The sequence below is a fragment of the bacterium genome, assembly GCA_019912885.1.
Taxonomy (GTDB): domain Bacteria; phylum Lernaellota; class Lernaellaia; order JACKCT01; family JACKCT01; genus JAIOHV01.
Genome location: JAIOHV010000083.1, coordinates 1 through 13,946 on the forward strand (window position 1 = coordinate 1; position 13,946 = coordinate 13,946).

Below are 13,946 nucleotides of genomic sequence, written 5' to 3' on the forward strand. Positions count from 1 at the left end.
CGCCAGGCTCGATTCGTAGACCTGGTCCTCGGAAAATCGCGGCTCCTTCGCGATGATGTCCTTCCAGAACACCTCCTCGTCGCACCAGATTCGCACGCGATCCGCGGATAACAGGGCAAACGCCGCTATCGTGACGATCGCGGCCATCCCCGCCACGCGCCCCCGAGCCCGCGCCCCGATCGCGGCGACCGCGATCATCGATCCTACAAAAGGCAGATAAAGGAAGCGCTCACCCGCAAGCGCGCGCAACGGGATCAGATTGCTAACCGGCAGAAACGCGAGGAAAAACCAGAGCAGTCCAGCCGCCACGCGCGGTTCGCGCCGCCGCGTCCACGCCACGCCGGCAAAAAGCGCCGCCATCAAGGCCGCGCCCATGAAAAACGGCGGCGTCACGAGCCGTTCGACGTCATAGAAATAGTTGATACGCAAATCGACCGGCAAAAAAAACAGGCGCACGTACGTCAGGAAGACCTGGGGCATGAGCAAAAGCGCCGTCGCGGTGTCGCGCGCGGGCGCCTTCTCGTCGAGAAACGGCAGAAAGTGCTCGCGAACAAGTAGATACGCCGCGGCCACGAGCAAAAGCGGCAGGATCCGCCTGGCGGAATCGACAAGACGCGTTTTGATCGGGCCATCGGAGTGCAGCGCCAGAACGGCGAAGGCAAGAGCCGGCGCGACAAGCGCGCTTTCCTTGGCCATCAGGGCCAACGCGAAGAAGACCGCCGCCGCCACGGGACGCGCGCCGAGAACTCCCAGGATTGCGCCCATCGCGAAGACGGCGGCGAGGATGTCGTCGAGACCGCTCACCGAGGCGACGTTTTCCACGTGCACGGGATGCAAAAGCCAGATCGCCGCACCGACGAGCGCGGCGCGCGGATCGATGCGCATCCGCCGCATGACAAGAAAAGCAAAAACGCCGGCCGCGGCGTGAATAATGAGATTCGCCGCGTGGTAGCCGGGCGTCGCGTCGCCGAACAGCGCGTACAAGATCGCGTACACGATCGGCATGAGCGGTCTGTAGGCGAGATGGTTGAATTGCCCGCCGGTCAACGCCTCCGGGCGCCCGAACGTCGCGAACGCGCGCGACAGATCCTTGATTGTCGGATTGCCGGAGATATACGCATCGTCGTCGTAGAGAAACGGCCCGCGAATCCCGCCGCCATAAACGAGAAACGTAAGCAGCACGAACGCGAGAAAAACGGTCGCGGCGCCTCGGGGCGAATCCGTCGGCGCTAGCCGCGCCAAAGCTCGGTCGTCGATTGTCATGGGACTGACCGCCATTTAAGTTCGCGAACCGGATCGCCGCAAGGAGCCGCGCCGTTCGCCGGCCGTATGGTCCGGATAATGATTGCGCGCCCCCTGACCCCCCACTAAGATTGCCCGACCCAAAGGGGCTTCATGGCTCGAAAATCGCCGTTCCGCCACATCATCCTTGTCCGTGCCGCTGTTGCGGCAACGCTGCTGGCAGCCCTGGCCGGGTTTGTCGCCGTTCCCGCGCGCCCGGCCGCGGCCGAGGCGGGCGACGAGGATCCGTTCCTTTCTCCCTTCCTCGATCGCACTTACCACGAATTCGACACCGCGCGCCGCCTTCATCCCGAACGCGACGCGGCCGGCGAGGATTCCGCGACCGTCTGGGAGTTCGGGCCGGACGACATCTCCGCCTTGCATATGCGCGATCTGGCGAGCCTTCTGACGCTCGTGCCGGGCATGCATGTGACAAACGGCGAATGGATTGGCCGCCGGCAACGGACGATCGCCCGGTCGCGCGGCTTCGATGCGACGAAGATCGCCGTCATCATCGACGGCGTTCCCGTCGGCGACGCGCTGCTTGGCTCGGAGGATTTGTCGCGCATCTCGCTCGCGGGCGCGGCGCTTGTGCGCGTCGTCCAGGGACCGCTGTCATTGCGTTACGACACCGGCCGCGCGGCGGCTGTCGTCGAAATCTTCACCCGGCACGCGGGCGACGAATTCACCGGCGCGTTCGGTGTGGACCTGGGCGACCGCGAGGCCGGTTGGTACCGGTTATGGTTTGGCGACACGCAGGAGGCCTTCACCTACGCCGCGTCCGCGAGTCACGACGACCGCGAATCCGCCCCCGCGCCGGCCGAGCTCGAAAACGAATTCCAGGAGGCGCACAACGGCGCGATCCGCGGCACGGCCCGGCGGCGCGACGCCTTTCGCGGGCGCGCGGGCGTCGAGATTCCCCGCGTGATCAACGTGTACGCGACCGGTTCATACGACGAGGACGTCACCGAGTTGCCGAACGAAATCGGCGGGCGGCGCGGCGTGTTCGACCGCTTCGGCTACCGAAGACGCGCAACGGCGCAACTCAACCTGTTTTCGAATCCCGTGGACGAGGTCGAGATCGGCGGCGTCGGGTATGTGCATGAGGACCTCGTCCGGCGCGACGTCGCCGGAGCCGCGAATTTCGATGACAACACCCGCACGCAGCATCACCAGCGGGACCTGATCTTCGGCGCGGCGCTTTGGCCGACGCTCGATTTCGGGCGATGGTCGCGCGTGCGTCTGACGGGCGAGATCCGGCGCGGCGATGTCGAAACGTGGATCGAGGCCGACCCGCGCGTCGCGTGGACGCTTTCCTCGCTCCACGCGGCGATCGAGGACGACATCCGCCCCACGAACTGGCTCGCCTTCACGTTCGGCGGCGGTTTCGATCGCGCCACGCTGGCGCGCGAATCAGCAACAGGCGTGACGCTCGAAACGGATCCGTACGAAAACCCCGCCTGCCGCGCGGGCATCGTCGTGACGCCCTACAAAGGCGGTACGCTGCATGTTTCCGCCTCGCAAACCTCGCGTCACCCGACGCCCGATCAGGTGTTGACGCCCGAGTTCGGCGACCGTGAGCTTGAGGCGGAAACGATTCGTCAGGCGGAATTGGGGTTGCGCCAGCGCTGGCCGCGCCATATCACGACGACGCTCGTCGGATTTGGCCATCAGGTTGACGGCGCGATCGGATACGCGACGTCTGAATCCGGGGACAAGACGGGACCGCATGTCGATCTCGGTGAGGTCGTGTCCGGCGGCGGCACCGCGGCGATCGCCGCCGCTCCGTTCGAGGGTCTGCACGTGCGCGCGGACTACACGTTTGAGCAGTCGCGCGAAACGGATGCGTCACGCGATGCGTTTTTTCAACCGCGGCACCTCGCGAACGTGCTCGCGGGCTACCGATTTCCGTTCGGCCTGGGCGCGATGATCGGCTATGAATACGTCGGCGCGTGGGATGACCCGCAAACGGAAGCGATCGGCGGCCAGCCGTTTTATTCGCTCCTGCACGCCAAAATTTCGTATACGTACCGCGAGCTTTTCGAGCTCTACGTCGCGGGTGACAATCTGACCGACGTGTATTACGAAACAGCGCGCCGATATCCGATGCCGGGGCGATTCCTCCACGGGGGCGTCGAACTGCGCTTCTGACCGCGCGGCGTGCCGGGCGCTCGGGCCGCGAACGCCGATCGCGTTGACTTGTCCAAGCGAATATCCGTAACGTCTGACGCTTTTCGAAATGGAAATGACGCAAGAAATTATCTCGACATCGTCGGCGCTTCGCCCCAACGAGGATCCGTTCTACCTCGCGCCCGAGGAAGACCTTGCCCGCGCGAAGCCTTTTTCGCCGTTCTTCCTTCTTTTCTGGTCCTTCGCGCTCATCGGCGGATATTTCCTGATCGATACGTTCGCCGGTGGTTTCGCCGACATGCGCAAATACGGTTGGGACGACGAAGGCCGAAACTGGATCCTCACGTTGACGCGCGAGGAGCGGATGTTCATGTCCGCCCTGCTCCTTCTCTTGCCGGCGGCGTTCATGCTAACGCTGGCGACGGCGAGGCGCGCCGGGCCGGCGATCCTTTCGCTTGGCCGGCGCCTTGTCGCCGACGACAAGCACGCGCGCCGTTTCGCGATCGCCGCGGCGGGCATCGCCACCGCGGCCTCCATCGCCGTCGCCTTTTTCGTCCTTGACCGCACGCCGATCACCGACGACGAAAACGTGTACGTCTTCCAGGCGCGCATCCTGGCCTCCGGGCGCCTGACCCTGCCCTCGCTGCCGCCGGAGGACCGGCTTTTCGGCGACAACATCTTTCTCGTCAACGAAGGCACCGTTTACGGGCAATATCCGTTCGGGCACAGCATTTTCCTTCTGCCCGGCATCTTCGCGGGCCTTCCGCACCTGATGAATCTGCTCGCGGCGTTCCTGACCGTGATCGGCGTCTTCGTCCTGGCGCGCGATCTGTACGACCGCGCCACGGCGCTTGTCGCGACCGTGCTGCTTGTCACCTCGCCAATGTTCCTGATGACAAGCGCGACCCTGCTCGCGCATTCGTCCACGCTGCTTTTCCTGACGTGGTTTGGCGTCTTCGCGCTGCGAACCGCGCGCGGAGGCGGATGGCGCGACACCGCGCTCACCGCGATCTGTTTCGGCGCGATGTTCCACATCCGCAGTACGACCGCGATCTTGCTCGCCGGCCCGGCCGCCTTGATCCTCGCCGCGTCCATGTTCGCGCGCGTCGAGCGAAACGGCCGCCCCCGCATTCGCCTCGCGGCGCGCCGCAACGCGAAGCGGATCGTCGTGCTCGCGGCGATTCTCGCCGTGTTCGCGGCTGGATATCTGCTGCTGAACGATCGCGTGAACGGTTCGCCGTTGCGCACGAATTACCACGCCGTGTGGGAGGGCAACACGCCGCACGACGGGCCCTTCGGTTTTGAACGCGGCGCATGGAACATTTACCACACGCCCCGGGCCGGCCTGCGGAATCTCATCAACAATTTCGCGCGCCTGAACGTGTGGCTGTTCGGCTGGCCGATCAGCCTGCTGGCGCTTTTCGTCTGGCTGGTGCGCCCGGGGAAAAAGGCCTTCGAATGGCTGCTTTTTCTGCCGTTGCCGATGACGTTCGCGGTTTACGTCTTCTTTTTCTGGCCGGGCGTCGCGGAAACCGGGCCCGTGCTCTATTACGAGTTGCTCGCGCCGCTTGTCATCCTGTCCGCTCGCGGGATCTTCGCCGCGCGCGACTGGATCGCCAAAAGCTACGCCGGCATCGCGCCCGCGGAGCACACGGCGACCTTCGTCGCCTTCGCCGTCCTCCTGGCTTTTGCCACAACGACGCAAACCGAATTGCGCGCGCTCGTAAAGACGGTGGAGCCGATCAACGAACCGTACGAACTGATCCGGGATCGCGGCATCGAAGCGGGAATCGTCTTCACGGATTTCTACATCAAGTCCGACGCGCAGGATTCGTGGGTGGCCGGCCATCGCAACACGAGCCCACTGCTCGGCGACGATTTGAATTTCTTTCTGAACCTGGGCGCGAAACGCAATCGCGCGTTCAGGGAAAAGCACTTTCCCAATGAGCCCGCGTGGGTAATGTGGTGGACGCCGGACGGTCCGCGCCTCGTGCCGCTTGACGACTACGACGAAGACGGCATCACGCGGAACTTTCCCGAAATGCGATGATCCGGCGCGCGATCCTTTTCCTGAAAACCATCCGCGCCGTGGAATCCACGCTCATGTGCGGGTTTCCGCTCGTGGGCGTGCTGTTCGCGATCGATCGCCTGGACGCGGACGTCATCATGACGATTGCCCGCTTTCTCGTGCCGACCTACGGGCTCGTGATTTACGTTTACGTGCTGAACTCGTGGGGCGGCCTTAAGACCGATCGCGAAAACGCGCGCCTTGGCGGTCATCCGGCGGTGACCGGCGACGTGACGCCCGGGCAGCTTCTGGCGGTGATCTATACCGGGATCGCGGTGGCGGTTTTCTTTTACATCCGCTGGTTTCCGCAATGCTTTCCGATCGCGCTCGCGATCGCGGCGGTGTGGACGCCCTATTCGCACCCCGACATCCTCGCCAAGGCGCGGCCGTTCTGGGGAAATGTGATCCACTTCACGGGAGGCGTCCTTCAGTTCCTTCTCGGCTACGCCGTGTTCGCGCCAATCGACGCAACCGGCGTGGCGCTTTCGGTCTTTTTCGCGGGCGTTTTCGCGGCCGGCCACCTCAATCACGAGGTCATGGATTACGACGCCGACAAGGAAATGCACCTGCGCACCAACGCGGTCGTCTTCGGCCCGCGCATCATGTTGAAGGTCGCTTTCGGCTTTTTTTCTTTTTGGGTCGCCTATCTGGCGCTGGTGTCCGCGGCGGGCATCGTGCCGTGGAAATGGTCGTGGCCGTTCTTGGCGATCTACCCGTTCCATGCTATAGCGCTGTCGCTTTTCCGGCCCAAGCCGCACGAGGCCTATGACCGTCGGTACCAGGCGATTTACCGGGGGCTTTTCGTTGCGGCCGGCCTTGTCATATTGATAACAAGACTGGCGCAATTTCGGGACATTTCATGAAGACATCGACCTATGACTGCGTTGTCGTCGGCGCGGGCCCGGCCGGCGGAAACGCCGCTTACGAAGTCGCGCGCGAGGGATGGAAGACGCTGCTTGTCGAGCGCGACCACTCGCCCGGCTGGTTCAACGCCTGCGGCGGCGGCATCGGATATTTTCTGCAGGAGCTTTACGGCTTTCCGAACGATATCGCGGGCCGGTCGATCAACAAGATCGAGATCGTCCTGCACAACAAGCGCAAGCTCTACGAGTCCGACAAGCCGCTTTTCAGCTCGATCCAGCGGCCCAAGTTCGACAAGTGGTTCGCCGAGCGCGCGGTGAAAGCCGGCGCGACGCTGAAGGTCAACACCAAGGCGCTCGACTACGACCCCTACACGAAAACGCTCTCCTGTCTGGACCGCGAATCCGGCGAGAAGGTCAACTACAGCGGCAAGATCTTCATCTTCGCCGACGGCCCCCGTACGATCGCGTGGCGCGCGTGCCGCGTCGGCCTGCCGCCGACAGCGCCGATGCACTTCGGCGTCGCGATGGAGCTGACGCTGCCGGACGCGCCGCACGACAAATACGAATTCATCTTCGACGAGATCAAGCTGCCTTACGGCTACTTCTGGGTGTTTCCGCGCGAAAACGCGCTGAACGTCGGCGTCGGCGGACCCGCGCGGCAGCTTCAGGGCAACATCGGCCGTCTGCTGAATCAGTGGATCAACACGCGCGACGACCTGCGGGAACTCAAGTCCGAGCGCACGACAAGCGGACTCATCCCCGCCTACCTCACCGACAAGCTGCACGGCGAGGGCGTCCTTGCGATCGGGGATGCGGGCGGGTTCGTCAATCCGATCACCGGCGGCGGCATCTTCCTGGGTCTCAAGAGCGCCGAGGTCGCCGCGCACACCGCCGTCGAGGCGCTGCAACGCAATCGCTTCGATTCGCACTTCCTCGCGCGCTACTCGCGGCGCATCAAATACGGAAAGATGTACGCGCCGGTCAAGACGCTCGACTACATCGTGCAATACAGCCAGCGGCACCTGAAACGCACCGGAAAACCGCTGCTTTCGGAATTCTTCTATCTGTATTGCGAGGCTTTTTTCCGCCTGCTCAAGGTCGTCAAGGACCTGTAGCCGATCGCCGCGCCGGGCGCCAAAATCGTCAAGGATCGCCGGCGGATTGCCGATGTTTCCCTTGATCATGACCGCCCGGCAAGCCCCAGCGAAAAAGACCCTGCCGCCGGAAGCGATCCGGGTAACGCCGCGGACCTTCCACTGCCCGGTCTGCCAGTCCCGCGAACTGCGCGGCGAGTCGGTGGAACCGCCGGCAACCGCGCTCGCGTGGGACGACTCGCTGGCCGCGACGATCGCCGATCCGTTCTACCTCGTTCTCGATCTCTCGCGGATCAACACGCAATTCTCCGCGCCGAACGCCGAGCGCCTTTCCACGCGCGACCTGGCGCCGTTCGACATGTTTTTGTGTTCGCGCGACCTTTTCGTGACGGCGGGCGCCGACCGCGCCGGCGACGGCGCGATTTTGCCGGAGCATCAAGCCTGGTACGCCGAGCGCGCCGGCAAATCGCCCGCCGCGTCGCCGACGCTGACGGAAATGTTCTACCATGTCGTGCTTCACCATCTTCGCGGGTTCTTCGCGGTCGATTGGCTCGCGCACGGCAAGGCGCGGATGATGCTCTCCTACGACGGCTGGTTGAAGTACGCGAAGAAGCCGCAGGATCTGACCTTGCTCCTCAAGGAACACATCCGCGCGTTCGGCCAGGGGTCGCAAGGCGGCGCGTTCACCGATTCGTCGCGCCGCGTCGCGGAGGTCTTCGAAGGCGGATTCCCGGCCCTCGTCTCGCGTTACTCCTTCGCCAACCCGGCCGCGCGCGAAATCCTGTTGCAGTATCGCCTTCTCGAGGCGACGCACCGTCTCGCCGCGCTGGCGGGATCACCCGCCCCCGCGCTGCGCCTGAAGGAATCGATCGGACACCACGTGTATCGCCATCTCGACGGGGTTCGCCGCGCCGGCAGCAAGGCCGACCGCGCGACGCTTTCGGACATCATCGACACGGCCTTGCGGCTTAGACAAACGGCACCAAACGGCCTGCGCCGCGCGAGGCTCGATGCGATATTATTCGTGGCGACGGAGGCGCGGCTGGCCGGAGAGCCGTGGGACTACGGGCAGGCGCTCTTTGATCCGAAACGTCTGGCGACGAACAATGAGGCCGTCATGTATCTGAATCTGACCGCGCGGGCTCGCCTTGCGATCGGCGATCATCGCGCCGCGACACCCGCGGCCGAGATGCGCGCGCGCCTTGCCGACGCAATGAACGCGATGCCCCTTTACGCCGCGGCCGAAGGGACGCCGGCAAACGGCTTTAGCGCCGGCCTCGCCACGGCCACGCGCCGCCTCATCGCCCGTTCTGCCGCCGCCTGATCCGCGCACGCCGCCGGCAAGTCACGATCCGCAACGCCCGGAACTGTCGTTCTCGCTGATCGAATCTCCGCCATCGTCGTCGCCGCCATCGTCGTCCCCGCCGCCGGCGGAGTCGTCATCGTAATCGAAGGCGTCGTCATCGATGCCGTCATCGTCATCGTCGTCGCCATCGTCATCGTCGTCGTCATCGTCGTCGTCGTCGTCGTCATCGTCGTCATCATCATCGTCATCGTCGTCGGCGCTATCGTCATCGGCATCGTCATCGCCGGCGGGAACGCACGCGTCCGTGGCTTCGACGCACGTCTCGCCGATATCGCACGGCGCGTCGCCGGCCACGCAGTCGCCCGCGTCGCAAGTCTCTTCGCCGTTGCACCAGAGTCCGTCGTTGCACTGCGCGTCGGACGTGCATACGCAATCGATTTCATAGGAGAACGCGGACGAGACGTCCGCGATGTCCGCGCCGTTTTCGTCCTCGGCATCGTGCATCAAGGCGGTGTTTTGTCCTTGCGCGAACGTGGCGCAGCCGGACGGCAGCGCCTGAAAATGCACCTCGACGGTCATCGAAGCGCCTTTGGGCAGGTCGCTTCCCGCTTGCGCGATCAGGTCGGACCAGTCGATCTGCCCATCGTTGACGTTGTCGTCCGACGGCGGGTCGGAGTACACGTATTGCAGATGCGTCGCGTCGTAGATATCGCGCAGCGGAAGCTCATGAATCGCGACGCTCGCGTGGTTTGTCACCGTAATCTCGAAAGTCACCGAATCGGCGTATTCAATCTCGCCCGCCGGATGCGAGGGACTCGTCTTTGTGATGGTCGTGCTGTAGGCCATCCATGTCGAAGTCAGATCGGTCGGGCTCCAGTTGGCATTCGACCCCGAAAGTTCGATTCTTGAAAATTCTTGCAGGGTACCGATATCTATGGCGCGGATCGTCGGCTTCCCAAGAAACACGCTTTCCGGTCCGGCCGCGACGAATACGACGGCGTTTTGCTGATCGACAGTGATACCACGACCGGTCGTGTTGCCAAGATAATGGCCCGATTCGGTGCCGGTGCCGGTGTGGTAGTAGTGGACCCAGGAGCTTTCCTGCGGGGTGTGGCCGCCTCCTTCCGCGGTGCAGAAGATCACGGGATCGTTACCGTCCATGTACACGGCGACGCCGATGCAGATGCCCTGCAGGAATGTCGCGGATCCGGTTTCCGTGTGATTATCGACATCGTACCAACGCACCACGTTGGTCGTATCGGCAACGAAAAGCGTGTCAACGCCGTCGATATCCTCGACGACATCAATCCCCCACGCGCCGTCGCCTGTCGGCAGGTTCCAATGCTCGACCTCCGTGAGCGTCGTGGTGTCAAAACGCCAAACGTCGGTGGAATCGCGATCGACCGCGAACAGGTGACCCGCGCTTTCCAGAACGTCGATGCCGGCGAGGTCGTCCGGATTCGGATTACCGTCGAGCGGAACCATATCGATCTGGGTTCCGTCATACGGATCGATGGCGTCGAGCGTGCGCGAAAATTCGTAAGTCACGAACAGGCGTCGCGTGTTGGGATCAAACGCCAAACCGACCGGGCCGCCGTCGCGATTCACCGGCCTTGTATCCGCGCCAAACGAAATCTCTGAACCATCCCAGAGGTACGCGTGCAGCGGATACGTAAAAGCGCCGTTGATATTACCGATGATAAACAGTGTCCGAGCCATAAAGTCTTGCGCACCCACGTTTTTCGCGGGCGCTAGGACAAGGGTGACGGTGATAACCGCCATGACGAGAAGGATCGATACCCCACGAAAACGAAACACGCGATGACGTTTGCAGCCGTTCATACCACGCCTCCCAGCATGCCGCGCGTGATTTACCATCACGAGCGGAATTAACAACAGCTTTCAAATCACGTAATCGATGTCGCCATGACGCCTGTACGTCTTTGGTTTTTTGAGTATCTACCCGTGCGTCAGCAACCGCAACCTCCCGAACTGTCGTCGCTCGATCCGCCGCCAAGGCCGGCGCCGCCGTCGTCGTCATCATCATCGTCGTCGAACGGCGCGGCGTCATCGTCATCCGCTCCGCCGTCGTCGTCGGCGGCATCGTCGTCATCATCGCCGCTGTCATCGTCGGAGGCGTCGTCGTCGTCCGCCGCATCGTCGTCTTCCGGTTCGACGCATTCCATCGACTCCTCGACGCACGTTTCGTCGAACGCGCACGGTTCGTTGATGTTGCGGCACGCGTTGGCCGTTTCGTCGCATTCCTCCTCGCCGTTACAGAATAGACCGTCATCCGGGCAAGGATTGCCGGTGTGCCCGCAGGTGTCGTCCACTTCGTCGCACGTCTCGTCGCCGTTGCAGAATAGATCGTCGTTCTCGCATGGCGGATTGGTCGAGCGGCACTCGTTCAAACCTTCGTCACAGGTCGTGATGCCGTTGCAAAACAGGCCATCCTCCGTGCATGGATCTCCCGTGTGATAACAGAGGTCGTCCAACTCGTCGCACTCTTCCTCGCCGTTGCAGAAGATCTCGTCGTCCGGGCACGGATTCGAAAAGAACGCGCGGCACACGTCGGCGTCTTCGTCGCAATATTCAAAACCGTTGCAGAATTGACCGTCATCCCCGCACGGGGCGTCCGACGACACGCAGCCGAGCGGCTCCTCGCAACTCTCCGTTCCGTTGCAGAAGTCGCCGTCGTCGGGACATTCCAGGCCGCTGTGCGTGCATGCGTCGAGATCCTCGTCGCAGCCTTCCTCGCCGTTGCAAATCAGGCCGTCGTCCTCGCAAGGCGCACCCACGTGGAAGAAGCAAATTTCACCGAGACAGTATTCGTCGCCGTTGCAGAATTCGCCGTCGTCGCATGTCACGCCAGAGTTGCCGACCCAATCGTCGGACTTGATGACGGAAATGCAGATCTGGCACGGGTTTTCCGGATTCGTCTCGAAATCCGCGTAGCAGGTCTCGTCGATGAAGCACTCGCACTGCGTTGACGAATCGATCGGATCGGCGTCCGGGTCACGCGTATCGCGCTGCCGGACAAGCTCGGGGTAGTCCGCGATGTCGAGATACTCCTCGCCCTTTTGGATGGCGTTTCGCCTCCGTGCTTCAAGCTCGTCCAGGACGCCGTCAAGCGCCTCGGCCGTAAGCTCGCGCGAGGAAAATGCCTCGGCCGCCCCGGTGCGCCACGCCGCCGCGTCACGCGCCGAAAGGTTTTCGTCCGAATGCGCGCCATCGAGCGCCATCATCGTTATCGCGCAAAACAGCGCGGTCGCACACGCCAATCGCCATTTCATCAGGATCCCCTCGCCGACAGGATTTTTCGAATGATGCCGGAACCGGGGCGATCAATCAAACCCGCCGAGCATGATCCGCCTCAAGTTTCGCGCCGCTTCGGTGATATCGGGCGCGGACGTGACGGCCGTCACGACCGCGACGATACGCGCGCCGGCGTCGAGCACGTCGTCGATGTTCCCGGCGTTGATACCCCCCATGCACGTGACGGGAATGCCGACATGCCGCAAGACGTCCCCGACGATCGCGGGACCAAAAAACGTCGAATGGCCTTTTTTCGTTAGGGTCGGATAAATCGGGCCGATGTTCACGTAGTCCGCGCCCTCGCGCTCGGCGGCCACCGCCTGCTCGACGCTGTGCGTGCTGCGCCCGATGAGGAGATCCGGCGCGATCGCGCGCGCCGCGGCCGTCGGCAAATCGTCCTGCCCCAGATGCACGCCGTCCGCGCCGATCGCGAGCGCCAGATCGACATGATCGTTGACGATCAACAGACAGCCGCTTTGCGCGGTTTCCTCGCGAAATGCCCGACCAAGCTCGTACAACGCGCGCATCGGCATCGATTTTTCGCGAAGCTGCACCATGCGTACGCCCGCGGCGAGCACCGCGCGCAAGACATCAAGGCTCGTGCGGCCGGCGGAGTCATCCTGGCCGCTGACGACATAGAGATCGACATCGGCAAGGCGCCGCGCCCGTTCGATGCGCGCGGCCGTCCGCGTCATGCGAGGAAGGCGGGGTCGAAGTCTTTCCACACCGGCTCGAAACCGCGCGATTTGAGCATCCGCGCCACCTCATCGGCGGTGCGCTCGTCGCTGATTTCAAACTGCTCGCCGGATTCGCTCTCCGAAAGCGTTGCGTAGCCGCCGGGGTTCGTGCGGCTGCCCGCGCTCATGCGCGTGACGCCAAGCGCGACGAGGTTGTCGCGAAGCATGGCGGGCTCGCGCGTGGAAAGGACAAGGTCGGCATCCGGAAACAGCAGGCGCATGCCGACGATCATCTGCGCGAGATCCGCGTCGCTCACCGGATGCGGCGCGGCGAATCCACACTCCGCGGCGTTCACGCGCGGAAAACTGATGGCGATGCGGCTTTTCCAGAATCGCCGCGTCAGATACGCCGCATGCCGCGCGAGTAGCACCGCCTCGACGCGCCACGGTGCAAGGCCGAGCAGCGCCCCGACGCCGAGGCTCCGGAAACCCGCGTCTCCCCCCGCCTCCACCGCGCGAAAGCGAGGCGCGAACCGGCTTTTGGGCCCCTTGGTGTGAAGTTCCGAGTACACATCCGGATGGTACGTCTCCTGATAAAGCGTCAGCGCGTCGATGCCCGCATCCGCGAGCATGCGGTATTCGTCGCGCGACATCGGGAAGACTTCGATGCCGATCGACGCGAAACGCCCGCGCAAGCGCGACGCCACGTGCGCGATGTCCGCGACGTTGTAGTGCCCGCGCATCTCGCCGGTCAGAAGCAGGATGTGGCGAAAGCCCTGTTCGCGCAGATATTCCGCCTCGCGAACCGCCTGATCGGGCGACAGCGACACGCGCGGGATTTCCACATCCGCGGAGAACCCGCAATACGTGCAGACATTCGCGCATTCGTTCGAAAGATAAAGCGGCGCGTAGAGTTGAATGACCTTGCCAAAGCGCCGTTCGGTCACCGCGCGCGCGGACTGCGCCATCGGCTCAAGGAGTTCGGCCGCCGCCGGGGAAAACAGGGCGATCGCGTCGCCGGTCATGCGAGCGCCGCGAGAAAGACTCGCGCGTACGTCGTCGCCGGTCGCGCGATCGAGCGCCGCCGCGATGGCGCCGCGATCGAGCGTTTCAAAAATTTCGGCGAAAGAGCCGGCGCGCGTCATGACGACGCCCGGGATTCGCCGGCCCGAAGGAAGCCGGTCAGCGGGCTGCTGGCGCGCGGCGTACCTC

General features: G+C 63.7%; 10 protein-coding genes. 5 read left to right on the top strand and 5 right to left on the bottom strand.

The features are described from left to right. On the bottom strand, positions 1–1,263 hold a 1,263-nt coding region (locus K8I61_07040; GenBank protein MBZ0271775.1), incomplete at its 3' end, for a hypothetical protein. Positions 1,264–1,395: 132 nt separating this feature from the next. On the opposite strand from K8I61_07040, the gene K8I61_07045 reads away from it, so the two are divergent. From K8I61_07045 to K8I61_07065, 5 genes are all read left to right on the top strand, one after another. Next, the gene (locus tag K8I61_07045; GenBank protein ID MBZ0271776.1) at positions 1,396–3,432 is read left to right on the top strand and encodes a TonB-dependent receptor; all 2,037 of its coding nucleotides are present in this window, start codon (positions 1,396–1,398) and stop codon (positions 3,430–3,432) included. A gap of 94 nt (positions 3,433–3,526) precedes the next feature. Next, positions 3,527–5,461, top strand: a complete 1,935-nt coding sequence (locus tag K8I61_07050; GenBank protein MBZ0271777.1) for a glycosyltransferase family 39 protein — start codon at positions 3,527–3,529, stop codon at positions 5,459–5,461. Further along, positions 5,458–6,342: a UbiA family prenyltransferase gene (locus tag K8I61_07055; protein ID MBZ0271778.1), complete on the top strand. Its 885-nt coding sequence runs from the start codon at positions 5,458–5,460 to the stop codon at positions 6,340–6,342. The genes K8I61_07050 and K8I61_07055 overlap by 4 nt, the downstream gene beginning before the upstream one ends. Beyond that, a complete protein-coding gene (locus K8I61_07060; GenBank protein MBZ0271779.1) occupies positions 6,339–7,457 on the top strand; it encodes a geranylgeranyl reductase family protein in 1,119 nt (372 codons plus the stop codon). Before K8I61_07055 ends, K8I61_07060 begins: the two co-directional genes overlap by 4 nt. A gap of 52 nt (positions 7,458–7,509) precedes the next feature. Beyond that, positions 7,510–8,760, top strand: coding sequence for a hypothetical protein (locus K8I61_07065; GenBank protein MBZ0271780.1), 1,251 nt, complete (start codon positions 7,510–7,512; stop codon positions 8,758–8,760). Positions 8,761–8,781: 21 nt separating this feature from the next. Here K8I61_07065 and K8I61_07070 read toward each other — a convergent pair whose 3' ends face one another. From K8I61_07070 to thiH, 4 genes are all read right to left on the bottom strand, one after another. Further along, positions 8,782–10,350 carry a hypothetical protein gene (locus tag K8I61_07070; GenBank protein ID MBZ0271781.1) on the bottom strand — a complete coding sequence of 523 codons (1,569 nt, stop codon included), beginning with the start codon at positions 10,348–10,350 and terminating at the stop codon, positions 8,782–8,784. A gap of 362 nt (positions 10,351–10,712) precedes the next feature. After that, positions 10,713–12,035, bottom strand: coding sequence for a hypothetical protein (locus K8I61_07075; protein ID MBZ0271782.1), 1,323 nt, complete (start codon positions 12,033–12,035; stop codon positions 10,713–10,715). A gap of 51 nt (positions 12,036–12,086) precedes the next feature. After that, a complete protein-coding gene (thiE, locus tag K8I61_07080; protein ID MBZ0271783.1) occupies positions 12,087–12,752 on the bottom strand; it encodes a thiamine phosphate synthase in 666 nt (221 codons plus the stop codon). Further along, the coding region (thiH, locus tag K8I61_07085) for a 2-iminoacetate synthase ThiH (protein ID MBZ0271784.1) at positions 12,749–13,946 on the bottom strand (1,198 nt) is incomplete at its 5' end. The genes thiH and thiE, both read right to left, overlap by 4 nt.